Here is a 21,005-nt window from a genome sequence, read left to right on the forward strand (position 1 = left end):
CCGCGATGCCGCAAACAGAAAGGCCCCCGCACCGGGGGCATGGTGCGAGGGCCGACCTGGCGTTCGTCACGCGAGGCGGGTCAGGGTCTAGGCCCGGGCAACAGGGGGAAAATCCCGGGCGGCCTCCCTGGCCGCTGAAGTCCTTATAGGGGCGCCTAGCTTGCCCCTGCATGAACGGGTCGGTTCACCTCGATCAACCCGTGCGGCCCCGCGGGCGCGGGTCGCGCCAGCGGAACGTTCCGTCGCTCACCGGCACGTTGAACCGCTGATTGGTCAGCATCACCGAGCTGCGATTCCCTTGCGCGTCGCGCGTGATCCAGCCCTGGAGGGAGAGGCCCGCGGGCGCCCCCGCATTGCGCTGGAAGGCGAGCGTCGTCACGCCGAATTCGGGGTGCTTGGGATCGCGCGCCTCGACCAGCAGCTCGTCCGGCGCGCCCGGCACCACCTTGGCGAATCGGGTCAGATCCTTGGAGGGGTCGAGCAGCACGCCCAGCGGCGATCCGCCGACCGGCCAGCTCGACACCTGCTTCACCGAATAGTCGATCATCGTCAGCCGCGATCCATCGCCGACGATCAGCAGCGGCACGCCCGGCTGGTACTGGAAGCGCACCTTGCCCGGCCGCTTGAGGCTGAGCGTGCCGGTCAGCGCCTTGCCGGTGCGATCGGTCTGGGTGAAGTTCGCCGTCATCGAGGTGACCGCGCGCAGATGCTGCGACACCTGGTCGAGCGGGGCAGGTGCGGCCGCCAGAGGGGCCGCGGCGACGAGGGCGATGGGCGCGAGCGCGATCGCTCGAAACATGGGCACACTCCTGGAGTGGGGGTTCCCGCTTCCCCTATCGGCGAAGCGTTGAACCCGCGCTGAATTGCGTCGCCGAACGGCTGAACCGCGGCTGACGATCCGCCTCATCGAGCGTTCAAGCCGCCCCCCGCAAGAGCGGGGCAGCGGGCGGGCAGAACGATTCAGGAGAACCATGATGCGCGCAACTCCCTTGCTCCTCATCGCCGCAACGCTCGCCGCGCCCGCGACGGCGCAGCGCTGGGACTTGCGCGGGGACGGACCGCCCGTCCGCCTCGCCGGCCGCGGCGTGCCCGTGCTGCTGCCTGAGCTGCGCAACCATCCACGCGGCCGTGCCTTTGTCGCGCGCAACTTCGATGCCAATGGCGATCGCCTGATCTCCCCGCGGGAGGCGGACGCCGCCAATCGCGCCTTCATCGAACTGGCCGGTGCCGATCGCGGCGGCTTCGACTGGGATCGGCGCGGCCTTGCGCCGGGCGATCGCGTCGCGCCGCCGCGCGGCGGATGGGACCGGGCGGCGATGCGCGGCTACGGCTTCCGCCAGGGCCGCGAGGGTGCGGTGATGACGATGCAGGACGAGGTGCTGTTCCGCACCGATAGCGCCGATCTGCGCCCGGGCGCGCTCGATCGCCTGCGCCCGCTCGCCGCCTATCTCCGCGACAATCCGGGCGTGCGCGTGCTGATCGCCGGCCACACCGATTCGCGCGGCACCGCCGCTCACAACAAGGCGCTGTCGCTGCGCCGCGCCGACAGCGTCCGCGCCGCCTTCGACGCGATGGGCGTCACCCGCGCGCGCTTCCGCGTCGAGGGGCGCGGCGAGGCGCAGCCGATCGCGCCCAACACCAATGCCGCCGGCATGCGCCAGAACCGCCGCGTCGAGGTGACGCTGCTCGGCCAGCGCGCCGACGCCTTCCGCGGCTGAGCCACCAGGCAGGCGGGCCATGCGCCTGCCTGCCCATTTTGCTTGGGGTTCCGCGCCCGATTCCCTATATAATCGGCATGAGCGAACCGACTGCGAACGATCCCGCCACGCCCGCCGCGAACGATTACGGCGCCTCCTCGATCAAGGTGCTGAAGGGCCTCGACGCGGTCCGCAAGCGTCCGGGCATGTATATCGGCGACACCGACGACGGCTCGGGCCTCCACCACATGGTGTTCGAGGTTTCGGACAACGCCATCGACGAGGCACTGGCCGGCCATTGCGACCGCATCCTGATCACGCTCAACCCCGACGGCAGCGCGTCGGTCGAGGATAATGGCCGCGGCATCCCGACGGGCATCCACCCGGAGGAGGGCGTTTCCGCCGCCGAGGTCATCATGACCCAGCTGCATGCCGGCGGTAAGTTCGACAACACCAACGACAGCAATGCCTACAAGGTGTCGGGTGGCCTGCACGGCGTCGGCGTGTCGGTGGTCAACGCGCTGAGCGACTGGCTCGATCTCACCATCTGGCGTGACGGCGAGGAGCATTTCATGCGCTTCCGCCGCGGCGATGCCGAGGCGCCGCTGAAGGTGGTCGGCCCCGCTGGCGCCAAGAAGGGGACGCGCGTCACCTTCCTGCCCAGCCCCGAGACGTTCAAGATCGTCGAGTTCGATTTCGACAAGCTCGAACATCGTTTCCGCGAGCTGGCCTTCCTCAATTCGGGCGTCCGCCTGATCCTCGCGGACGAGCGGCATGCCGAGCGGCGCGAGGTGGAGTTGTTCTACGAGGGCGGGATCGCCGCCTTCGTCAAATATCTCGATCGCGCCAAGACGCCGCTGATGCCCGATCCCGTGGCGATCAACGGCCAGCGCGACGATGTCGGCATCGACGTCGCGCTGGAATGGAATGACAGCTATTACGAGCAGGTGCTGGCGTTCACCAACAACATCCCCCAGCGGGATGGCGGCACGCACATGGCGGCCTTCCGCGCCGCGCTCACCCGCACGCTCAACGCCTATGCCGAGAAGTCCGGTCTCCTGAAGAAGGAGAAGGTGACGCTGGCTGGCGAGGACATGCGCGAGGGGCTGACCGCGATCGTCTCGGTCAAGCTGCCCGATCCGAAGTTCAGCTCGCAGACCAAGGACAAGCTCGTCTCGTCCGAGGTGCGCGCGCCGCTCGAATCGCTGATGGCGGACAAGCTGGCCGAATGGCTGGAGGAAAATCCCAACCACGCGCGCATGATCGTGCAGAAGATCATCGACGCCGCCGCCGCGCGCGAGGCGGCCAAGCGCGCGCGTGAGCTGACGCGCCGCAAGGGTGCGATGGACATCGCCTCGCTGCCCGGCAAGCTCGCCGACTGTCAGGAGCGCGATCCCGCCAAGTCCGAACTGTTCATTGTCGAGGGTGATTCGGCCGGCGGCTCCGCCAAGCAGGGCCGTGACCGCCATTTCCAGGCGATCCTGCCTCTGAAGGGCAAGATCCTGAACACGGAGCGGAGCCGGATCGACCGGATGCTGTCCTCCAAGGAGGTCGGCACGCTCATCCAGGCGATGGGCACGTCGATCCGCGACGAGTTCAACATCGACAAGCTGCGCTATCACAAGATCGTCATCATGACGGACGCCGACGTGGACGGCGCGCACATCCGCACGCTGCTGCTGACCTTCTTCTACCGCCACATGCGCGAGATCATCGATCGCGGCCACCTCTACATCGCGCAGCCGCCGCTCTACAAAGCGACCAAGTCGCGCACCGAGCGCTACCTGAAGGACAATGCCGAGCTCGACGATTACCTGATCGACAATGGCGTGCAGATGCTGACGCTCGAGGCCGAGGGCACCGCCCGCGGCGCGGGGGAGCTGCGATCGCTGATCGATCATGCGCGGCGCGTGCGCACGCTGATGGGCTTTGTCCCCGGCCGCTACGATCCTTTGCTGGTCGAGGCGCTGGCGCTGAACAGCGGCTTCGATCCCGCGGGCGATCATGCCGCCGCTGCGGCGCGCGCCGCCGAATGGCTTGGCCGCTCGGATACGGAGGCGCGCTGGTCGGGTGAGCTGGCGGAGGATGGCGGCTATGTCTTCCATCGCCACTGGCGCGGCGTCACCGATCATTATGTTCTCGACGCCGCCTTCATCGGCTCGGCCGAGGCGCGCAAGCTGCACGCCCTCGCCGCCGAGCAGCTCGACACCTATGCGCAGGTCGTCCGCCTGCTGCCCGTCAGCAAGGCTGCCCCCGCCGAGGGTGACGAGCCCGCCGATGACGCTAAGGTGGTCCGCGTCCATCGCCCCACTGCCCTGCTCGACGCGGTGCTCGCCGCCGGGCGCAAGGGCGTCGCCATCGCCCGCTACAAGGGGCTGGGCGAGATGAACGCCGAGCAGCTGTGGGAAACCACGCTCAACCCCGACGAGCGCTCGATGCTGCAGGTCGAGGTCGCGCAGGCCGATGTCGCCGACGAGATCTTCTCGCGGCTGATGGGCGACGTGGTCGAGCCGCGGCGCGAGTTCATCCAGGAAAACGCGCTGTCGGTCGCCAATCTCGACGTGTGACCCGGACGCCGGCTCTCCCGCTCGGGGAGGGCCGGCGCGTGAGGAGGCGCTGACGTGACCGACTTTCTCGCACGGGCGGACGGCCTCGCGCTGGCCTATGCTCACCGCCCGGGCACCGGCCCCACCCTCGTCTTCCTGCCGGGCTACCGCTCGGACATGCAGGGCTCCAAGGCGCTCGCGCTCGATGCGTGGGCGGCCGAACAGGGTCGCGCCGTCCTCCGCCTCGATTATGCGGGCAACGGGGCCAGCGGCGGCGCGTTCGAGGACGGCACGCTGGAGAGCTGGCGCGACGACGCGCTGTTCCTCATCGACCGGCTGACGCACGGACCGCTCATCCTTGTCGGCTCGTCCATGGGTGGCTGGATCGCCTTGCTCGTCGCGCTCGCACGGCCCGACCGCGTCGCCGGCCTCGTCGGCATCGCCGCCGCGCCGGACTTCACCGAATGGAGCTTCGACGCCGAGCGCCGCGCCACCCTGCTGCGCGACGGCCGTCTGGCCGAGCCCTCGCCTTATTCGGACAAGCCGACCGTCACCACCCGCGCCTTCTGGGAAAGCGGCCAGCGCAACCTGCTGCTCGGGAGCGCCATTCCGATCCGCGCGCCCGTCCGCCTGCTGCAGGGGCAGGCCGATGCCGAGGTGCCATGGCAGATCGCGCTCCGCCTCGCCGAGTCGCTCGCCGGTGACGACGTGCGGCTCACACTGGTGAAGGACGGCGACCACCGCCTCTCCCGCGCGCAGGACATCGCGCTGCTGATCGAGACGATCGCGGAGCTGACCTAAGCCTGCTCGTCATGCTGAACTCGTTTCAGCATCCACCGAGCGGCACAACCGACGGCCCGAAAACCAGGCCGCCCGTCGGGTTCTGACGCGACCGATAAAGCACCCGTTCACCCGCCAGGTAGCCTAGTGAGATCATGCTTCTCCCGCTCATCCTCCTCCTCCAGGCCGCCACCCCGCAGTCCCGCTACGACGCCTGCGTCGCGCTCACCCGCAGCGATCCGGCCAAGGCGGTGGCCACGGCCGACGCGTGGCGGATCGGTGGCGGCGGCCTGCCCGCGCGCCAGTGCCTCGGCCTCGCCTTCGTCGCGCAGGAGCGGTTCGGCCCCGCCGTCATCGCCTTCGAGCAGGCAGCGCAGGAGGCGGAGATCCAGCGCGACGGCCGCGCGGCCACGCTCTGGGTGCAGGCCGCCAATGCCGCACTGGCGGGCGACGATGCCGCCAAGGCGCGCAACTGCCTCGACCGTGCGCTCGCCCTCCCCGTCCTTGCCGGTCCCTTACGCGGCGAGGCCCTGCTCGACCGCGGCCGTGCCGACGTCGCGCTCGGCGACACGACGCGGGCCCGCGCCGACATCGACGAGGCGCTGACGCTCGTCGCTGCCGACCCGATGGCATGGCTGCTCTCCGCCACGCTCGCGCGGCGCACCGGCGACGCGCCCCGCGCCACCAAGGACATCGCCGAGGCGCTCCGCCTCGCCGGCGACGATGCCGCCGTCCAGTTCGAGGCCGGCAACATCGCCGCGCTCGCCGGCCGCGATGCCGACGCGCGCACCGCGTGGGAGAAGGCGGCGAAGATCGCCCCCGCCTCGCCCGCGGGCCAGGCCGCGACGAAAGCGCTGGCCGGCCAGCCCTGACCCTCGCAATGCCGCGCAGGGCGGCCTACATCGCCTCCATGCGCTTTCTCCACACCATGATCCGCGTGTCCGATCCGGATGCCACGATCCGCTTCTTCGACCTGCTCGGCCTCAAGGAGACCCGCCGCTTCGACAGCGAGGCCGGCCGCTTCACCCTGATCTATCTCGCCGCCCCCGGCGACGAAGGCCGCGCCGAGGTGGAGCTCACCCACAATTGGGACGAGACCGGCTACACCGAGGGCCGCAATTTCGGCCACCTCGCCTTTCAGGTCGACGATATCTACGCCGCCTGCCAGACGCTGATTGACGCCGGCTACACGATCAACCGCCCGCCGCGTGACGGCCACATGGCCTTCGTCCGCACGCCCGACGCCATCTCGATCGAACTGCTGCAGAAGGGCCGGCTTGAGCCGCAGGAGCCGTGGGCGTCGATGCCGAACACCGGCCACTGGTGATGCGCGCCGCCGCCGCCCTGCTGCTGCTGGCCGCCGCGCCCGCCTCGGCGGAGCTCGGACGGCTCAAGTCACCCATGCTCGCGGCGGATGCGGCACGGGCGGCGCTGACCCCGGCGGCGCAGAAGGCGGTCGCCGGCCGCACCGCCTTGCCCTCGGTCGACTGCATCGATCTCCGGCGCAGCTACGCCACCCGCATCGTCGACAATCGCACGATCCTGTGGGAGCAGAGCCCGCGCCGGCTGTTCCTCAACATGCCGCCCAGGGGCTGCCGCACGCTCGCCGCCTATCGCACCATCGTCACGCGCAGCGGTGACAGCCGGCTGTGCGTGGGCGACATGGCGCGCGTGCTCGGCCAGCAGGGCAATATCGTCGGCCAGTGCCGCCTCGGCCGCTTCGTCCCCTACGTGAAATGAGCGAGACGCTGATGGACACGACCGACCGGACGCTCGACGAACTGCGCGCCGCCCTCGCCGCCGCCTTGCCGTTCCACGCCGCCTTCGACGGCTGGAGCGAGGCGGCGCTGGAGCAGGCGTCTGCCGAAGTCGGCGTCCCGCTCGCCACCGCACGCCTCGCTTTTCCCGGCGGCGCGGTCGACATGATCGACGCCTGGTTCGCCGATGTGGACCGTATCATGGCCGAGGCGCTGCCGCCCGAACGGCTCGCCGCGATGAAGATCCGCGCCCGCATCACCGCGCTCGTCCTCGCCCGACTGGAGACGGTCGATCCGCACCGCGAGGCGCTGCGCCGTGCGCTCGCCATCCTCGCCATGCCGCAGAATGTCGCCGCCGGCACCCGCCTCGGCTGGCGTGCGGCGGACGCGATGTGGCATCTGGCGGGCGACATCTCCACCGATTTCAGCCACTATACCAAGCGCGCGACTTTGGGCGCGGTCTATGGCTGCACCCTGCTCGCGCTGCTCGACGACGAGAGCGAGGGTTTTGCCGACACGCGCGCCTTTCTCGACCGTCGCATCGCCGACATCATGCGCATCGAACAGGTCAAGGCGCGGCTGAAGCCCGACCCAGATCGCCACTTCAGCCCGCTCCGCTTCCTCGGCCGCCTGCGCTATCCGGTGCGGTGAAGGGGCAGACAGGCGCTAGCTTTCCCCCGCACTTATTGATAATCACTCGCAGCAAGTAGCGGAGCGGGTGCGTGCGTCTCGATGAACTGCCGCGGGGCACCCCCGCGACGATCGACCGGATCGACTGGGAGCAGCTGCCCGCGCACGAGGCACGCCGCATGCGCGAACTCGGCTTCGACGAGGGCGTCTCCGTCGCCAAGTTGCACGCCGCCCCGCTCGGCGCGGATCCGATCGCCGTTCGCGTCGGCCGCATGACTATCGCACTGCGCCGCGCACAGGCCGCGCGCGTCTCCGTCACCACCGGCGGCGCCGCTTAATGACGCCCGCACCCATGATCGCGCTGGTCGGCAATCCCAATGCCGGCAAATCCGCGCTGTTCAACGCGCTCACCGGCGCGCGGCAGAAGGTCGGCAATTATCCCGGCGTCACGGTGGAGCGGAAATCGGGCCGCATGGCGCTCGACGACGGTCGCCCGGTGGAGCTGGTCGACCTGCCCGGCACCTACAGCCTCGATCCCGCCAGCCCGGACGAGGCAGTGACGCGGGATGTCGTGCTCGGCCGTCAGGCGGGCGAGCGGCGGCCGCAGGCGCTGCTCGTCGTCGTCGATGCCGGCAATCTCGACAATCACCTGCGCTTCACGCTCCAGCTGATCGCACTCGGCCTTCCGGTCGTCGTCGCGCTCAACATGGTCGACATGGCCGAGCGGGACGGCCTGCGCATCGATGCCGAGCGGCTCGCGGCGGAGCTCGGCGTCGCCGTCATCCCGACCGTCGCGGTCCGCCGCCGCGGCATCGCCGAGCTTCGGGCAGCGCTCGCCGCTCTGGTCGGCGATGGATCGCGCGTGCCCGAGCCTGCGGCCGAGCCCGTCGATATCGCCACGCTCCAGCGTCGCGCCCGCACCGTCGCCGCCGCAGCGACGGCGGAGGAGCCCGTCGCCCGCCGCATCACCCACGCGCTCGATGCGATCGCGCTGCACCCCGTCGCCGGGCCGCTGATCCTCGCCGCCATCATGTTCCTGATGTTCCAGGCGGTGTTCTCCTGGTCGGAGGCGCCGGTCGGCTGGATCGAGGCGGGTGTCGCCGCGCTCCAGAATGCGACCAAGGATGCGCTCGCCCCCGGTTTGCTGCGTTCAGCTCTGGTTGAGGGCGTGCTGGGCGGCGTCGGCGCGGTCGTCGTGTTCCTGCCGCTGATCCTAATCCTGTTCTTCTTCATCCTGCTCCTGGAGGCGTCGGGCTACATGGTCCGCGCCGCCTTCCTGATGGATCGGCTGATGGCGCGCGTCGGCCTGTCGGGCCGCGCCTTCATCCCGCTTCTCTCCTCCTTCGCCTGCGCGGTGCCTGGCATCATGGCGACGCGCACGATCGACGATCCGAAGGACCGGCTCACCACCATCCTGATCGCCCCCTTGATGACCTGTTCGGCGCGCCTGCCCGTCTATGCCGTCATCATCGGCGCATTCATCCCCGAACGCACGGTCGGCCCTGGCATCGAGCTGCAGGGCTTGGTGCTGTTCTGCCTCTACATCGTCGGCATCATCGGCGCGATGGCGGCGGCCCTGGTGCTGCGCCGCACCGTCGCCAAGGGGCCGAGCCACGGCTTCATGATGGAGATGCCGCGCTATCAGGCCCCCTCCCCGCGCGATCTCGCCATCGGCCTGTGGCAGCGCGCGCTGATCTTCCTCAAGCGTGCGGGCACGATCATCGCCGCCACCACCGTGCTGCTGTGGCTGCTGCTCACCTTCCCCCAGCCGCCCGCCGGCTACGACAAGCCCGCCATCGATTATTCGGTCGCCGGCCGCGCCGCCGGTGCGCTGGAGCCTTTGGTCCGCCCGATCGGCTTCAACCAAGACATCGCCCTGGCGCTGATCCCGGCAATGGCGGCGCGCGAAGTTGCCGTCTCCGCACTCGCCACCGTTTATTCCATTCAGGCGGGCGATGATGAGGCGGCGCAGGAGAAAGGGCTTGTCGATCGCTTGCGCGGGCGCTGGCCGCTGCCCACCGCGCTCGCCTTCCTCGCCTGGTTCGTCTTCGCGCCGCAATGCCTGTCCACCATCGCCGTCACCCGACGCGAGACGAACGGCTGGCGCTGGCCCGCTTTCATGCTCCTTTACCTCTTCGCGCTGGCCTACATTGCCGCGGGCATCACCTACTGGACCGCGGTGGCCGCGGGGCTTTAAGAAGGCCGCAGACCGTCGCCCCAGCGAACGCTGGGGCCTCTATTGGCCGGGCTGCTCCGTCGCGAGATCCCGGCCTTCGCCGGGATGACGAGGAACAAACATGGCAGGCAGCGTGAACAAGGTGATCCTCGTCGGCAATCTGGGCCGCGATCCCGAATCGCGCAGCTTCCAGAATGGCGGCAAGAAGGTCGAGCTGCGCATCGCCACGTCGGAGACGTGGAAGGACCGCCAGAGCGGCGAGCGCAAGGAGAAGACCGAGTGGCACACCGTCTCGATCTTCAACGAAGGGCTGGCCAACACGGCCGAGCGCTATCTGCGCAAGGGCAGCAAGGTCTATATCGAGGGCAAGCTGCAGACGCGGAAGTGGCAGGATAATAACGGCCAGGATCGCTACTCGACCGAGGTCGTGCTGCAGGGGTTCGACGGCACCTTGGTGATGCTGGACGGCCGCGGCGAAGGCGGCTCGGGCGGCGGCGGTGGTGGCCGCGGCGGCTTCGGCGATGACGATTTCGGCGGCGGTGGCGGCGGCTATGGCGGCGGCAACGACTTTGGCGGCGGCAGCCGTGGCGGCGGTGGTGGCCGCGGCGGCGCGCAGAAGCCCGCGCCCGCCTATGACGATCTCGATGACGACGTGCCCTTCTGAGCGCGCCTGATCCTGCCGAGCCGCTCGGGCAGCTCACCCTCGACGATCTGATCGCGCGGATCGCCGCGCCTGCGCCCGCGCCCGGCTGCGGGGCCGCGGCGGGCGCCGCGCTCGCGCTTGCCGCCGCCTGCGCGCGCAAGGCGGTGCGGATCAGCGCGAAGCACACCTCCGACCCAAGGCTGGACGCGGCGGACGCACGGCTGGAGCGCATTGCCGCGCTCGCGCTGGAAGGCGGCACCGCCGATGCCGCCCGCTTTGCCGCACTGATCGCCGCCCGCGATCCGCTCGTGACGGCCGAGCAGCAGGCCGCCCTCGATCGCGCGGCTGGCCGCCAGCGCGCTTTGGCCGCCGAGCTCCTCGCCTTTGTCAGCGACGTCGAACCGCTGATCGCCGCCAACATGGCGGGCGACCTTCAGGCCGCGCGCCACCTCACGCAGGCAGCCGACGCGATCGAGCGGGCCAATCTGGCGGAGGCCGGCTGATCCGGCTTTCCTTGTAGGAAAGCGGCGGCTACGAACCTCCACGGTTCTTTCTCAGCCAACCTGTCTGCAGCCGGTCACCTTTTTTGGGTGCCGGATCCGCGCGATAGGACGTCCTATCTCGATGTCGGAAAAGGGCCTCTGAGTGTCATCTTTGTCAACTTAGGCGGTCAGCGCACCACCGGATCGGCAAAGCTCAGCTTCAGCGCGGACGATCCCTTGGGCACGTCCACCGCCGCGCTGTCGAACTCGGCGGTGCCGCCCGGCGGCAGGCGATTGGCCGGCCGCGCGATCGTCCAGCTATAGACGACGCGGTCCTGCCGGTCGCGCAGCTCGGCACGGATATCGGGCACCGCCTGCGCCGTGTCGGTCGGGTTGATGACACGGCCGGTCACCTCCAGCAGTTCGTTGCCGCTCTCCATCATCCGCCGCTGCGGCTTGGCCGTGACCTGGATGTTCAGCGGCACCACCGGCTGCGGCCCGACCCCCAGCCGCGTGGAGAATGAGGTCGGCCCGAACAGCACCAGCGCGCCGAGCGCCAGCAGCATCAGCGCCGCCGCCGCGACCGCCGCCACGGTCCACGCCCGCGCCGGGTTCCGCCGCGGCCGGTACGGTGGGGCATAGCCATAAGGGTCCGGTCGCTCGACCGCCGACGGATCGACATAGCTGGCGTGGACCGGGTCGCCCGCCGCCTGTGCCGCCGGCGCGACCGCGGGCGGCTCCTGCCCCGTCGGCTGCGGCGCGGGCGCGGACGGGTCGATCGCCGGCCCGTCCTGATGCCAGCTATGGCGACAGGCGGCGCAGCGCACCTGCCGACCGGCGACACCGATCGACGCATCCGGCACGAGGTAACGGGTGGCGCATTGGGGACAGGTGAGGATCATGGTCGTCCAGCGGCGAGGGATGCCCGTTAAACCCCGCGGTGCGCCCGCTGTCCAGCACGGCCTGTGCCGACATGGGGCGGCGCGCCTTGCCGCGGCGCGCCAGCCGGTGCAAAGGCCGGGCATCGGGGCGAAGGATCGGGCGGCCGGCGACGGTGGCGAACATCGTGCAGTTCGAGAATGTCGGCCTGCGCTATGGCCAGGGCACGGAGACCTTGGTCGACGTGAGCTTCAGCCTGTCCGAAGGCGGCTTCTATTTCCTCACCGGCCCGTCGGGCGCGGGTAAGACGTCGCTGCTCAAGCTGCTTTACCTCGCGCAGCGCCCCAGCCGCGGCCTGATCCGCCTGTTCGGCGAGGATGTGGTGACCTTGTCGCGCAACCGGCTGCCGGGCTTTCGCCGCCGCATTGGCGTCGTCTTCCAGGATTTCCGCCTCGTCCCCTATCTCTCCGCCTTCGACAATGTCGCGCTCCCCTTGCGCGTGGCGGGCGTCGAGGAGCGCGATCTGGTGACGCCGGTGGAGGAGATGCTAGCCTGGGTCGGCCTGTCCGAACGGTCGGGCGCGCGCCCCGCGACGCTGTCCGGTGGCGAGCAGCAGCGCGTCGCCATCGCCCGCGCGGTGATCGGCCGGCCGGAGATCCTCGTCGCGGACGAGCCGACCGGCAATGTCGATCCGGAGATGGCCGGCCGTCTGCTCTATCTGTTCGATGCGCTGCACAAGCTCGGCACGACGATTGTCGTCGCCACGCACGATGTCCACCTCCTCTCCCGCGTCTCCAGTGCGGAGATGATGCGGCTGGATCGCGGGCGCCTGTCCGATCCGACCGGTGCGCTGCGTTATCCGCCACGTGGACCTGTGGCGGCATCATGAAGCTCGGCGCCCTGCTCGCCTTTCCGCCCGCGGCGGATCGGCAACTGCTGCCCGAAGGGCGGCTGGCCGGGCCGATGCCCTGGGTCATCGCCATCATGATGTTCCTGACCGTGCTCGCTGCGGCCGGCGGTCTGGCGCTGGGCGAGGCGGCACGAACGCTGGGCGCCGGGCTTGCCGACCGCGCGACGGTCCAGATCGTCGAGGCCGATGCGGCAGCACGCGAGGCGCAGGCTGCCGCTGCGCTGCGCACCCTCGCGCGCCTGCCCGACGTGACCCGCGCCACCCGCGTCGGCGAGGCAGAGATGGCGCGTCTGCTCGCACCCTGGCTCGGTGATGGCGCGCTCGGCCGGGACGTGCCGATCCCGGTGCTGATCGACGTGACGCTGCGTCCCGGCGCCACAGCCCGCCTGCCCGAACTGAGAGCGGCGCTCCGCCGCGCCGCGCCCGCCGTGCGGATCGACGACCACGGGGCCGCGCTCGCCCCCGTCACCCGCCTGATCCGCCTCCTCGGCCGGCTAGCGGTCGCGCTGGTGCTCCTGATGGCGACGGCGACCGCCTGTGTCGTCATGCTTGCCGCCCGCGCCGCGCTGGATACGCATCGCGGCACGATCGACGTCATGCACCTGCTTGGCGCAACGGACGTGCAGATCGCCCGGCTGTTCCAGCGGCGCATGGCGCTGGATGCACTGTTCGGCGGGCTGATCGGGTTTGCGGCGGGCGGCATCGTGCTGCTGCTGATCGGCCGGCGACTGGCAGCGCTCGGCTCCGAACTGGTCGGCGCGGTGGCGCTGCCGGGGTTCGGCTGGGCGGTCCTGCTGCTGCTGCCGGCAGGCGGGGTGCTGCTCGCGACATTGGCTGCGCGCCGAACCGTGCTTGGTGCGTTGAAGCGGATGTTATGATCGCGCGCGCCGCCTCCGTCCTCCTGCTCCTGTGGCTGCTCGGCTTCGCGCTGTTCGCCGTGACCATCCCCGGCCCCGCGCCGGATGGAGAGCGGACCGACGGCGTCGTCGCCGTCACCGGCGGGGCGGGCCGTGTCGCCCGGGGTCTCGCGCTGGTGCAGGCCGGCGCCGCCCGCCGGCTGCTCGTCTCGGGGGCGGACCGGCGCGTGCGCAAGGCGGATCTCGCCGCCGAATATCGCGTGCCCGCCCGGCTGATCGCCTGCTGCGTCGATCTTGGACAGGAGTCGGTCGATACGCGCAGCAACGGGGATGAGACGGCCCGCTGGATCGCTGCACGCGGCTATCGTTCGATCCGCCTCGTCACGACCGATTGGCACATGGCGCGCGCGCATTACGAACTCGGCCGCGCGCTGCCGGCAGGTGTCACGGTGCTGCCCGACGCAGTGCCGAGCGAGCCGGGGCTGATGACTCTGATCGCTGAATATAACAAATATCTGCTCCGCCGGGTGGCGGCGCCGCTGGGCTATTGAGCCTTATGATCGTGCTCCGCTCGCTCCTGTTCGCCATGATCTTCTATCCGGGCTCGCTCAGCGCGGCGCTCTCCTCACCCATCGCGGCACTGTTCGGTCGCCCTGCGCTCATCCGCCACGCCATTCGCTGGACGCGCTTCCATCACTGGTGCGCGCGCGTGCTGCTGCGGATCGACACACGGGTGGAGGGCGAGATGCCGACCGGCCCCGTCCTGATCGCCGCCAAGCACGAAGCGATGTACGAGACGCTCGAACTGGTGCGCCTGCTGAACGGCCCGGCAGTGGTGCTGAAGCAGGAGCTTGCCGATCTGCCTTTCTGGGGCTGGGCGGCGCGGCGCTACGGCTGCGTTCCGGTGGATCGGGCGGGCTCCGCCGCGGCGCTACGGCGGATGACGGCGGACGCCAAGGCGCATGCCGCAACCGGGCGGCAGGTGGTGATCTATCCGGAGGGGACGCGCGTGCCGCCGGGCGAGTCGCCGCCGCTGCGGCCGGGCTTCGCCGGGCTGTACCGAACGCTTGGCCTGCCCGTCGTGCCGGTGGCGCTGGACAGCGGCACGTTGCTACCGCGCGGGCGCTTCCTCAAGCGCCCGGGTGTGGTCACCATCCGCTTCGGAGCGCCCGTCCCCCCTGGCCTGCCGCGTCGGGAGGCCGAGGCGCGGGTCCACGAAGCGATCAATCAGCTGAACGGCGCCGCGCTTTAGGGGTGAGCGCGGCCGAAATCCGCGCGGGCATCATCCTGCCCCTGTTCGATGATCGAGCGGCGAATGGCGCGGGTACGGGTGAACAGATCGAACAGCGCATCGCCATCGCCCCAGCGGATCGCCCGCTGGAGCATCGTCACATCCTCCTGCAATCGCTGCAGGATCTCGAGCACCGCCGCGCGATTGTTGAGGAACACGTCGCGCCACATCGTCGGGTCCGACGCGGCGATGCGGGTGAAATCACGAAAGCCGCCGGCCGAATATTTGATCACCTCGCCGCGCGTCACCTCTTCGAGGTCGGAGGCGGTGCCGACGATCGAATAAGCGATCAGGTGCGGCACATGGCTGGTCACCGCCAGTACGAGATCGTGGTGCGCCGCATCCATGATCTCGACCTGCGCGCCCATCCGCTCCCAAAAGGCGGACACGCGCATCACCGCGGCGGGATCGGTGTCACCGTCCGGCGTCAGGATGCACCAGCGCCCTTGGAAGAGCGTCGCGAAGCCTGCGGCAGGGCCGCTGTGCTCGGTGCCCGCAACCGGATGGCCGGGCACGAGCGTAGCATCGGGCACCGCCGCCCGGATCGCGGCGGCAACGCTAACCTTGCAACCGCCAACATCGCTAACGATCGCGTCTGTCGGCAGATCCTCGGCGATCGACGCCGCAGCCTCCCCCATCGCGCCGACGGGCACGCACAGCAGCACCAGATCGGCGTCGATTACCGCCGCTCCCGGCGTATCCGCGACATCGTCGAGGAAGCCGAGCGCGTCCGCCTCCAGCCGCGTCGCGGGATCGGCGTCATAGCCGGTGACGCGCACCGTCGGCATCGTCGCCCGCACAGCGCGGGCAATCGACGAGCCGATCAGCCCCAGCCCGACGACGGTGACGCGCGCGAACGGCAGCATCAGGCGGCGCTTGCCATGGCGGTGAGCGCATCGACCACGCCGCGCATCTCATCCTCGGTGCCGATCGTGATGCGCAGTGCATCGGGCAGACCCTGCCCGGGCAGCCAGCGAACGATGTAGCCCGCGTCCATCAGCCCCTTGTACGCCGCCTCGGCGCGCAGCCGGCCCTCGAACAGCACCAGGACGAAGTTCGCCTTGGATGGCACCACCCGCAGGCCGGGCAGCGCGTCCATCTGATCCGAAAACCACGCCCGCCAAGTCGCATTGTGGGCACGGCTGCGCTCGACGAAAGCGGCATCCCGAAGCGCCGCAATCGCTGCATGCTGGCCGGCCGTGGTGACGTTGAACGGCGCGCGGATCTTGTGCATCGCCGCGATCACCGGCGCCGGGCCATAGCCCCAGCCGATCCGCTCCGCCGCCAGCCCGAAGATCTTCGAGAAGGTGCGCGTGACGAGAACGTTGGGCGCCGTGCGGGCGAGTTCGAGCGCGCCGTCATCGTCCTCCGGGTCGAGATATTCGGTATAGGCCTGATCAATCACCAGCAGGCAATCGGACGGCAGGCCGGCATGGAGCCGGGCGATCTCACCGCGCGAGGTATAGGTGCCGGTCGGATTGTTGGGGTTGGCGACGTAGACGACGCGCGTCCGCTCGGTCACGCAGGCCAGCAGCGCGTCGACGTCGGTCGCATAGTCCTTGTCAGGCGCAACAATGGGGGTCGCCCCGACACGCCGGGCGGCGATGTCGTAGACCGAGAAGCCATAGCGGGCATAGGCGATCTCGTCCCCGACGCCGGCAAAGGCGCCGGCGGCAAGGTGCAGCACCTCGTCCGATCCCGTGCCGTGGATCACGCGCTCGGCCTCGATCCCGTAATGCGCACCGATCGCCTCGCGAAGCGCCGCGGCGCCTGCGTCGGGATAGCGATCAAGCGAGCGAGCCTCCGCCGCATAAGCGGCCTTCGCCGCCTCGCCGGTGCCGAACGGATTTTCGTTGGAGGACAGCTTGATGGCCTTGCGTCCGCCGTCCGCCGTGGCGCGGCCGGGGACGTAGGGGGCGATGGCGTCGATCCAAGGCTTGGGAGCAGGTGCGGTCATGCCCGGGCGATTAGCGCCCGACCCGCTTTTCGTCACCCTGAACTTGTTTCCGGGCCTGCGATGCGGCTAGGCGCAGCGGCTTGGGGCACGAAGGAAGACGTGGCGACGACACCCTCAACCGACCAGCGTTTCGGCCTTGCGCGGCATGTGGTGCTGCCGGGTCCGTTGCTGCTCGACGGTGGCGCATCGTTCGGGCCGGTCGAGGTCGCCTACGAGACGTACGGCACGCCGGCGCCGGACGCGTCGAACGCGATCCTGATCTGCCACGCGCTGACTGGCGATCAGCATGTCGCCTCCACCCACCCGATCACCGGCAAGCCCGGCTGGTGGACGCGGATGGTGGGCGCGGGCAAGCCTGTCGATCCGGCGCGACATTTCATCGTCTGCGCCAACGTGCTCGGTTCCTGCCTCGGCTCGTCCGGCCCCGCCTCACGCGCAGAGGATGGCCAGCCTTATGCGATGCGCTTTCCCGTCATCACGATCCGCGACATGGTGCGCGCGCAGGCGCTGCTGCTCGATCATCTCGGCATTCGCCAACTTGCCGCGGTGGTTGGCGGATCGATGGGCGGCATGCAGGTGCTGGAATGGGCGGCGACCTTTCCGGAGCGCGTGCGCGCGGCGGTGGTGATCGCGTCGGCTGCGCGGCACTCGGCGCAGAACATCGCTTTCCACGAGGTCGGCCGTCAGGCGATCATGGCCGATCCGCGGTGGAAGGCAGGCGATTATTACGGGGCGGAGCCGCCTGCGGCCGGGCTGGCGGTGGCGCGCATGGCGGCGCACATCACCTATCTGTCGGAAGCCGGGCTGACCGAGAAGTTCGGCCGTCGCCTGCAATCGCGTGATGCCAAGAGCTTCGGCTTCGATGCGGACTTCCAGGTGGAAAGCTATCTCCGCCACCAGGGCATCAGCTTCGTCGACCGGTTCGACGCGAACAGCTACCTCTACATCACCCGCGCGATGGATTATTTCGATCTGGCCGAGGAGCATGGCGGGCGGTTGGCCAATGCGTTTCGCGGCACGCGCACGCGCTTCTGCCTCGTCTCGTTCGATAGCGACTGGCTTTATCCCACGACCGAATCACGCTCGATCGTTCATGCGCTGAACGCGGCAGGTGCGCCGGTCAGCTTCGTCGAGCTGTCCTCGCCGTTCGGGCACGATGCTTTCCTGCTCGACGTGCCGGAGCTGAACCGGGTCGTCGACGGCTTCATCCGGGCGGGTGAGGCATGAGCCTCAGGCCCGATCTCGCGATCATCGCGCGGCATGTCGATCCCGGCAGCCGCATCCTCGATGTCGGCTGCGGCGACGGCCAGCTGATGGCGGTGCTGCGCGACACGCGGCAGGCGGACGCGCGCGGGATCGAGATAGACGGCACAAACGTCTCCGCCGCCGTAGCGCGGGGCCTGTCCGTCGTTCAGGGCGATGCGGATACGGACCTCGCCGACTATCCCGATACGGCGTTCGACTATGCGATTTTGAGCCAGACGCTGCAGACCACGCGTGCCCCGGACCGTGTGCTGGAAGAGCTGCTGCGCATCGGCCGCCGTGCCTTCGTCTCCTTTCCCAATTTCGCCTATTGGCGGGTGCGCTGGAGCCTGATGTGGAGCGGACGGATGCCGGTGACGCCGGCGCTGCCGGTCAGCTGGTATGCGACGGAGAACATCCACCAGCTGACCGTCGAGGATTTCCGCAGATTCGTGCGCGAACGCGGCATCACCGTGGAAGGCGCCTGGTTCCTGCGCGGCGCGCAACAACGCGGCGCGGCGGCGGCAAATTTCCGCGCCGAGCATGCGGTGTTCCTGCTGCGGCGCTGATCCGCGCCGCTCAGCCGCGCGAGCCGAACAAAGCGGTGCCCACCCGAACCACGGTGGCGCCAAGCATCACCGCAGTCTCGTAATCCGAGGACATGCCCATGCTGAGCCCGGCCAGCCCATGATCCCGCGCCAGTTTGGCGGTGAGCGCGAAATAAGGGGCAGCCTCCACGTCTGCCGGAGGCACGCACATCAACCCGACCACCGGCAGCTTCGCATCGCGAGCCGTGGCGAGCAGCGAAGGGAGATCAGCCAGAGCCACGCCGCCCTTCTGCGGCTCCTCACCGACATCGACCTGGATGAAGCAGTCGGGCCGTCGCCCGGCCTTGTCCATCGCGCGGGCGAGCGCGTCGACAAGGCGTGGACGGTCGACGGAATGGATCACGTTGAACAGCTCAACCGCATCGTCCGCCTTGTTCGACTGGAGCTGCCCGACGAGGTGGAGGCGCGTGTCGGTCCGGCGCAGCGCTGGCCATTTCGCCTGAGCCTCCTGCACCCGGTTCTCGCCGAAACTCGCTTGTCCAGCACCCAGCAGCGGCTCAATCGCCTCTGCGGGGTGAGTCTTGGACACGGCGACAAGCTCGATCCCTGCCGGATCGCGGCGCGCCGCGGCAGCCGCCCGCGCGATATCGTCCCGGATGGTGGCAAGGCGGGCGGCGGCACTGTCGCTGGAGCTGTCGGTGGTCATCGCCAGCGCTATAGGCGCTTGCCATGCACCCGCGCCACCCGCCCCGCCTCTGGCTGATGACCGATGAGCGGATGGGCGAGGCGTTGTGGTCTGCGTTGTTGCGCTTGCCGAAAGGCGCGGGCGTCGTCTTCCGCCATCGCAGCACCCCGGGTCGCCGCGCCTTGTATGAGCGCGTGCGGCGTATCGCGCGGGCCCGGCGGCTGGTGCTGGTCCTTGCCGGCGATGTGCGTGTCGCCGCTGCCTGGCGCGCAGATGGCGTACATGGCCGCGACCCGCGCCGTACCGCGCGTCCGCTGCTGCGGACCATGCCGGTGCATGATCCTGTCGAAGCGCATCGGGCAAAACGCGCTGACGTGGCGTTCGTCTCTCCGGTTTTCGCCACGCGCAGTCACGTCGGCGCAGGATCGCTGGGGATCAGCGGCTTCGCACGGCTTGCGCGCCAAGTCAGACGACCGGTCGCGCTCGGTGGCATAGACTCACGCCGTGCCCGGCTGCTGCCGTTTGCTTATGGTTGGGCCGCGATCGACGCGTGGATGGCGCCGCGCTGACGCAGCGACACGCTCCGATCAGAAGCGGAAGGCGGTCCCGACATAGACGGCCTGGCTGTCGCGCTGGTCGTCGAAGATGTAGTCGGTGCGATCACGCTCACGCTTGTAGCGAACGCCACCGGACAGTTCGAGATTGCGCGTCAGCGCATAGGAACCGCCAAGATCGACCGAGTAACTCTGATCCGGCCCGATCAGACTGCGCTGATCGGTCGCGCGATCCGCACCGACCTGGACCCGCGTGCTCCACTGCTTGCCCGAGTAGCTGAGACCCAGATCAACCGCCTCGCGGCCGAGCGGGAGCAGGCCCGCATCCATCCGCGCGACATCACCAGACAGTGCAAAGCGCTTCCAGCCAATCGAGACGCCGAGATTATAGGCGGTCGGCAACACCGCCGACGTGCCGAGCGCCGCCACCCGGGCGGTATCCGGCCGGGCGGTGCGGGCACGGACGGCAACGGTTACGCCGCGGCGATTGCCGGGCCCAGCTGCCGGCGTGAAGCGGAAGCCCGTCGCAGACAGGCCACTCGCCGACATGGCAGCAACCCGACCGGGATCAGCCGCCGCCGGGGTAAAGGCACCGATGCCGCCGCCCCCAAACGGAATGGAGGCAGACTTCTTGACCCGGAGGTTGCGCGGCGCGGCCTCAGCCGCGACCAGCGGAAGCGCGGCGGACGCAACGAGGGCGAGCGCAGACACCGCGCCCAACATCCCCCTGCTTCCGCGACTCGACCACATGGGCCTGATACTCCTCCCCGCCCCGAACGCGGCCTAGCCGAAAGGGTTGACCGGCGGAACCGAGCGATAAGCGATTCCCTGCCAGTGTTGCACCCGGCCCACAGGGCAGGCCGCTTGCTCGTGCAGGCGCAGCATCTATAACGGCGCCATTCCCGATCCCTGGCTCCGTGAGGTTCCATGCCGCGTCTGTCTCCCGCCGCTCTTCTTCTGCCGGCGGCCCTCCTGCTCGGAGCCTGCGGCGGCAGCGGATCCAAGGACCGCGTCCGGGCCGATCTCGCCGCGTCCAAGACGACCACGATCGGCGTCAACGCCTATCTCTGGCGCGCGACACTGGAGACCCTGTCGTTCATGCCCGTTGCACAGGCGGACTCGAACGGCGGCGTGTTCGTGACCGACTGGTACGCCAATCCGGCCACGCCGGGGGAACGGATGAAGGTCACCGTGGCGATCCTCGACCAGGATCTGCGCGCCGACGCGCTGCGCGTCGCGGCCGCCCGCCAGATCAACCAGGGTGGTCAGTGGGTCGATGCGCCGGTGCAAGCGGCGACCGTGCAGAAGCTGGAGGAAATCATCCTCGCCAAGGCGCGTGACCTCCGCCAATCCGCCGTCGCCGGCTGAGCT

25 protein-coding genes are annotated in these 21,005 nt (G+C 69.7%); 19 read left to right on the top strand and 6 right to left on the bottom strand.

All coding sequences use genetic code 11. The features are described 5' to 3' along the window. Positions 1-193: 193 nt before the first annotated feature. On the bottom strand, positions 194-799 hold the full coding sequence (locus tag BM360_RS14705; RefSeq protein WP_093315778.1) for a LolA family protein: 606 nt from the start codon (positions 797-799) through the stop codon (positions 194-196). A gap of 172 nt (positions 800-971) precedes the next feature. Here BM360_RS14705 and BM360_RS14710 point away from each other — a divergent pair, with 172 nt between their 5' ends. From BM360_RS14710 to BM360_RS14760, 11 genes are all read left to right on the top strand, one after another. Further along, positions 972-1,718 carry an OmpA family protein gene (locus tag BM360_RS14710; protein ID WP_093315779.1) on the top strand — a complete coding sequence of 249 codons (747 nt, stop codon included), beginning with the start codon at positions 972-974 and terminating at the stop codon, positions 1,716-1,718. A 77-nt stretch (positions 1,719-1,795) separates the two neighbouring features. Further along, positions 1,796-4,264, top strand: a complete 2,469-nt coding sequence (gene gyrB / locus BM360_RS14715; protein ID WP_093315780.1) for a DNA topoisomerase (ATP-hydrolyzing) subunit B — start codon at positions 1,796-1,798, stop codon at positions 4,262-4,264. Between the two features lie 54 nt (positions 4,265-4,318). Further along, positions 4,319-5,044 (top strand): alpha/beta fold hydrolase, encoded by a 726-nt coding sequence (locus BM360_RS14720; RefSeq protein ID WP_093315781.1) that lies wholly within the window; start codon positions 4,319-4,321, stop codon positions 5,042-5,044. A 134-nt stretch (positions 5,045-5,178) separates the two neighbouring features. Then, the gene (locus tag BM360_RS14725; protein WP_093315782.1) at positions 5,179-5,895 is read left to right on the top strand and encodes a tetratricopeptide repeat protein; all 717 of its coding nucleotides are present in this window, start codon (positions 5,179-5,181) and stop codon (positions 5,893-5,895) included. A gap of 38 nt (positions 5,896-5,933) precedes the next feature. Beyond that, a complete protein-coding gene (locus tag BM360_RS14730) occupies positions 5,934-6,350 on the top strand; it encodes a VOC family protein (protein ID WP_093316074.1) in 417 nt (138 codons plus the stop codon). Then, positions 6,350-6,763, top strand: coding sequence for a hypothetical protein (locus BM360_RS14735; protein ID WP_165611312.1), 414 nt, complete (start codon positions 6,350-6,352; stop codon positions 6,761-6,763). Before BM360_RS14730 ends, BM360_RS14735 begins: the two co-directional genes overlap by 1 nt. Before the next feature lie 11 nt (positions 6,764-6,774). Then, the gene (locus tag BM360_RS14740) at positions 6,775-7,431 is read left to right on the top strand and encodes a COQ9 family protein (protein ID WP_093316075.1); all 657 of its coding nucleotides are present in this window, start codon (positions 6,775-6,777) and stop codon (positions 7,429-7,431) included. 71 nt (positions 7,432-7,502) lie between these two features. Next, positions 7,503-7,748 carry a FeoA family protein gene (locus BM360_RS14745; protein WP_093315784.1) on the top strand — a complete coding sequence of 82 codons (246 nt, stop codon included), beginning with the start codon at positions 7,503-7,505 and terminating at the stop codon, positions 7,746-7,748. After that, on the top strand, positions 7,748-9,607 hold the full coding sequence (gene feoB, locus BM360_RS14750; protein WP_093315785.1) for a ferrous iron transporter B: 1,860 nt from the start codon (positions 7,748-7,750) through the stop codon (positions 9,605-9,607). The genes BM360_RS14745 and feoB overlap by 1 nt, the downstream gene beginning before the upstream one ends. A gap of 100 nt (positions 9,608-9,707) precedes the next feature. Then, the gene (gene ssb, locus BM360_RS14755; protein ID WP_093315786.1) at positions 9,708-10,250 is read left to right on the top strand and encodes a single-stranded DNA-binding protein; all 543 of its coding nucleotides are present in this window, start codon (positions 9,708-9,710) and stop codon (positions 10,248-10,250) included. A 47-nt stretch (positions 10,251-10,297) separates the two neighbouring features. Further along, a complete protein-coding gene (locus tag BM360_RS14760) occupies positions 10,298-10,732 on the top strand; it encodes a hypothetical protein (RefSeq protein WP_278247456.1) in 435 nt (144 codons plus the stop codon). 167 nt (positions 10,733-10,899) lie between these two features. On the opposite strand, the gene BM360_RS14765 is transcribed toward BM360_RS14760, so the two are convergent. Further along, positions 10,900-11,613 (bottom strand): MJ0042-type zinc finger domain-containing protein, encoded by a 714-nt coding sequence (locus BM360_RS14765; RefSeq protein ID WP_093315788.1) that lies wholly within the window; start codon positions 11,611-11,613, stop codon positions 10,900-10,902. Positions 11,614-11,765: 152 nt separating this feature from the next. On the opposite strand from BM360_RS14765, the gene ftsE reads away from it, so the two are divergent. Genes ftsE through BM360_RS14785 form a run of 4 tightly spaced genes read left to right on the top strand, consistent with a single transcriptional unit; the run spans position 11,766 to position 14,609 of the window. After that, positions 11,766-12,479: a cell division ATP-binding protein FtsE gene (ftsE, locus tag BM360_RS14770; RefSeq protein ID WP_093315789.1), complete on the top strand. Its 714-nt coding sequence runs from the start codon at positions 11,766-11,768 to the stop codon at positions 12,477-12,479. Further along, positions 12,476-13,378 carry a cell division protein FtsX gene (locus tag BM360_RS14775; protein ID WP_093315790.1) on the top strand — a complete coding sequence of 301 codons (903 nt, stop codon included), beginning with the start codon at positions 12,476-12,478 and terminating at the stop codon, positions 13,376-13,378. The genes ftsE and BM360_RS14775 overlap by 4 nt, the downstream gene beginning before the upstream one ends. Continuing rightward, the gene (locus BM360_RS14780) at positions 13,375-13,908 is read left to right on the top strand and encodes a YdcF family protein (RefSeq protein WP_093315791.1); all 534 of its coding nucleotides are present in this window, start codon (positions 13,375-13,377) and stop codon (positions 13,906-13,908) included. Before BM360_RS14775 ends, BM360_RS14780 begins: the two co-directional genes overlap by 4 nt. Positions 13,909-13,913: 5 nt before the next feature. Further along, on the top strand, positions 13,914-14,609 hold the full coding sequence (locus BM360_RS14785; protein ID WP_093315792.1) for a lysophospholipid acyltransferase family protein: 696 nt from the start codon (positions 13,914-13,916) through the stop codon (positions 14,607-14,609). Here the strand turns inward: BM360_RS14785 and BM360_RS14790 are convergent. Together BM360_RS14790 and hisC are read right to left on the bottom strand one after the other, a co-directional pair. Beyond that, complete coding sequence (locus BM360_RS14790) at positions 14,606-15,514, bottom strand: prephenate/arogenate dehydrogenase family protein (RefSeq protein WP_093315793.1); 909 nt, start codon at positions 15,512-15,514, stop codon at positions 14,606-14,608. The genes BM360_RS14785 and BM360_RS14790 overlap by 4 nt on opposite strands. After that, complete coding sequence (gene hisC / locus BM360_RS14795) at positions 15,514-16,605, bottom strand: histidinol-phosphate transaminase (protein ID WP_093315794.1); 1,092 nt, start codon at positions 16,603-16,605, stop codon at positions 15,514-15,516. The genes BM360_RS14790 and hisC overlap by 1 nt, the downstream gene beginning before the upstream one ends. A 60-nt stretch (positions 16,606-16,665) precedes the next feature. Between hisC and metX the strand changes: the two genes are divergently transcribed. Then, a complete protein-coding gene (metX, locus tag BM360_RS14800) occupies positions 16,666-17,832 on the top strand; it encodes a homoserine O-acetyltransferase MetX (protein WP_093315795.1) in 1,167 nt (388 codons plus the stop codon). Continuing rightward, complete coding sequence (gene metW / locus BM360_RS14805; protein WP_093315796.1) at positions 17,829-18,416, top strand: methionine biosynthesis protein MetW; 588 nt, start codon at positions 17,829-17,831, stop codon at positions 18,414-18,416. Before metX ends, metW begins: the two co-directional genes overlap by 4 nt. A 10-nt stretch (positions 18,417-18,426) precedes the next feature. Here metW and BM360_RS14810 read toward each other — a convergent pair whose 3' ends face one another. Further along, positions 18,427-19,101: a YggS family pyridoxal phosphate-dependent enzyme gene (locus BM360_RS14810; protein WP_093315797.1), complete on the bottom strand. Its 675-nt coding sequence runs from the start codon at positions 19,099-19,101 to the stop codon at positions 18,427-18,429. A gap of 23 nt (positions 19,102-19,124) precedes the next feature. Here BM360_RS14810 and BM360_RS14815 point away from each other — a divergent pair, with 23 nt between their 5' ends. Further along, positions 19,125-19,649 carry a thiamine phosphate synthase gene (locus BM360_RS14815; protein ID WP_242653491.1) on the top strand — a complete coding sequence of 175 codons (525 nt, stop codon included), beginning with the start codon at positions 19,125-19,127 and terminating at the stop codon, positions 19,647-19,649. Between the two features lie 18 nt (positions 19,650-19,667). On the opposite strand, the gene BM360_RS14820 is transcribed toward BM360_RS14815, so the two are convergent. Then, complete coding sequence (locus BM360_RS14820) at positions 19,668-20,345, bottom strand: hypothetical protein (RefSeq protein ID WP_242653492.1); 678 nt, start codon at positions 20,343-20,345, stop codon at positions 19,668-19,670. Between the two features lie 216 nt (positions 20,346-20,561). On the opposite strand from BM360_RS14820, the gene BM360_RS14825 reads away from it, so the two are divergent. Then, positions 20,562-21,002 (top strand): DUF3576 domain-containing protein, encoded by a 441-nt coding sequence (locus BM360_RS14825; RefSeq protein WP_093315798.1) that lies wholly within the window; start codon positions 20,562-20,564, stop codon positions 21,000-21,002. The last annotated feature ends 3 nt before the right edge of the window (positions 21,003-21,005 follow it).

This window comes from Sphingomonas jatrophae (assembly GCF_900113315.1).
GTDB classification, from domain to species: domain Bacteria; phylum Pseudomonadota; class Alphaproteobacteria; order Sphingomonadales; family Sphingomonadaceae; genus Sphingomonas_P; species Sphingomonas_P jatrophae.

Coding starts and splice junctions, on each gene's coding strand:
- BM360_RS14705 (WP_093315778.1), bottom strand. CDS start 799: ATGTTTCGAGCGATCGCGCTCGCGCCCATCGCCCTCGTCGCCGCGGCC.
- BM360_RS14710 (WP_093315779.1), top strand. CDS start 972: ATGATGCGCGCAACTCCCTTGCTCCTCATCGCCGCAACGCTCGCCGCG.
- gyrB (WP_093315780.1), top strand. CDS start 1,796: ATGAGCGAACCGACTGCGAACGATCCCGCCACGCCCGCCGCGAACGAT.
- BM360_RS14725 (WP_093315782.1), top strand. CDS start 5,179: ATGCTTCTCCCGCTCATCCTCCTCCTCCAGGCCGCCACCCCGCAGTCC.
- BM360_RS14730 (WP_093316074.1), top strand. CDS start 5,934: ATGCGCTTTCTCCACACCATGATCCGCGTGTCCGATCCGGATGCCACG.
- BM360_RS14735 (WP_165611312.1), top strand. CDS start 6,350: ATGCGCGCCGCCGCCGCCCTGCTGCTGCTGGCCGCCGCGCCCGCCTCG.
- BM360_RS14740 (WP_093316075.1), top strand. CDS start 6,775: ATGGACACGACCGACCGGACGCTCGACGAACTGCGCGCCGCCCTCGCC.
- feoB (WP_093315785.1), top strand. CDS start 7,748: ATGACGCCCGCACCCATGATCGCGCTGGTCGGCAATCCCAATGCCGGC.
- ssb (WP_093315786.1), top strand. CDS start 9,708: ATGGCAGGCAGCGTGAACAAGGTGATCCTCGTCGGCAATCTGGGCCGC.
- BM360_RS14765 (WP_093315788.1), bottom strand. CDS start 11,613: ATGATCCTCACCTGTCCCCAATGCGCCACCCGTTACCTCGTGCCGGAT.
- BM360_RS14775 (WP_093315790.1), top strand. CDS start 12,476: ATGAAGCTCGGCGCCCTGCTCGCCTTTCCGCCCGCGGCGGATCGGCAA.
- BM360_RS14780 (WP_093315791.1), top strand. CDS start 13,375: ATGATCGCGCGCGCCGCCTCCGTCCTCCTGCTCCTGTGGCTGCTCGGC.
- BM360_RS14785 (WP_093315792.1), top strand. CDS start 13,914: ATGATCGTGCTCCGCTCGCTCCTGTTCGCCATGATCTTCTATCCGGGC.
- BM360_RS14790 (WP_093315793.1), bottom strand. CDS start 15,514: ATGCTGCCGTTCGCGCGCGTCACCGTCGTCGGGCTGGGGCTGATCGGC.
- hisC (WP_093315794.1), bottom strand. CDS start 16,605: ATGACCGCACCTGCTCCCAAGCCTTGGATCGACGCCATCGCCCCCTAC.
- metX (WP_093315795.1), top strand. CDS start 16,666: ATGCGGCTAGGCGCAGCGGCTTGGGGCACGAAGGAAGACGTGGCGACG.
- metW (WP_093315796.1), top strand. CDS start 17,829: ATGAGCCTCAGGCCCGATCTCGCGATCATCGCGCGGCATGTCGATCCC.
- BM360_RS14810 (WP_093315797.1), bottom strand. CDS start 19,101: ATGACCACCGACAGCTCCAGCGACAGTGCCGCCGCCCGCCTTGCCACC.
- BM360_RS14815 (WP_242653491.1), top strand. CDS start 19,125: ATGCACCCGCGCCACCCGCCCCGCCTCTGGCTGATGACCGATGAGCGG.
- BM360_RS14825 (WP_093315798.1), top strand. CDS start 20,562: ATGCCGCGTCTGTCTCCCGCCGCTCTTCTTCTGCCGGCGGCCCTCCTG.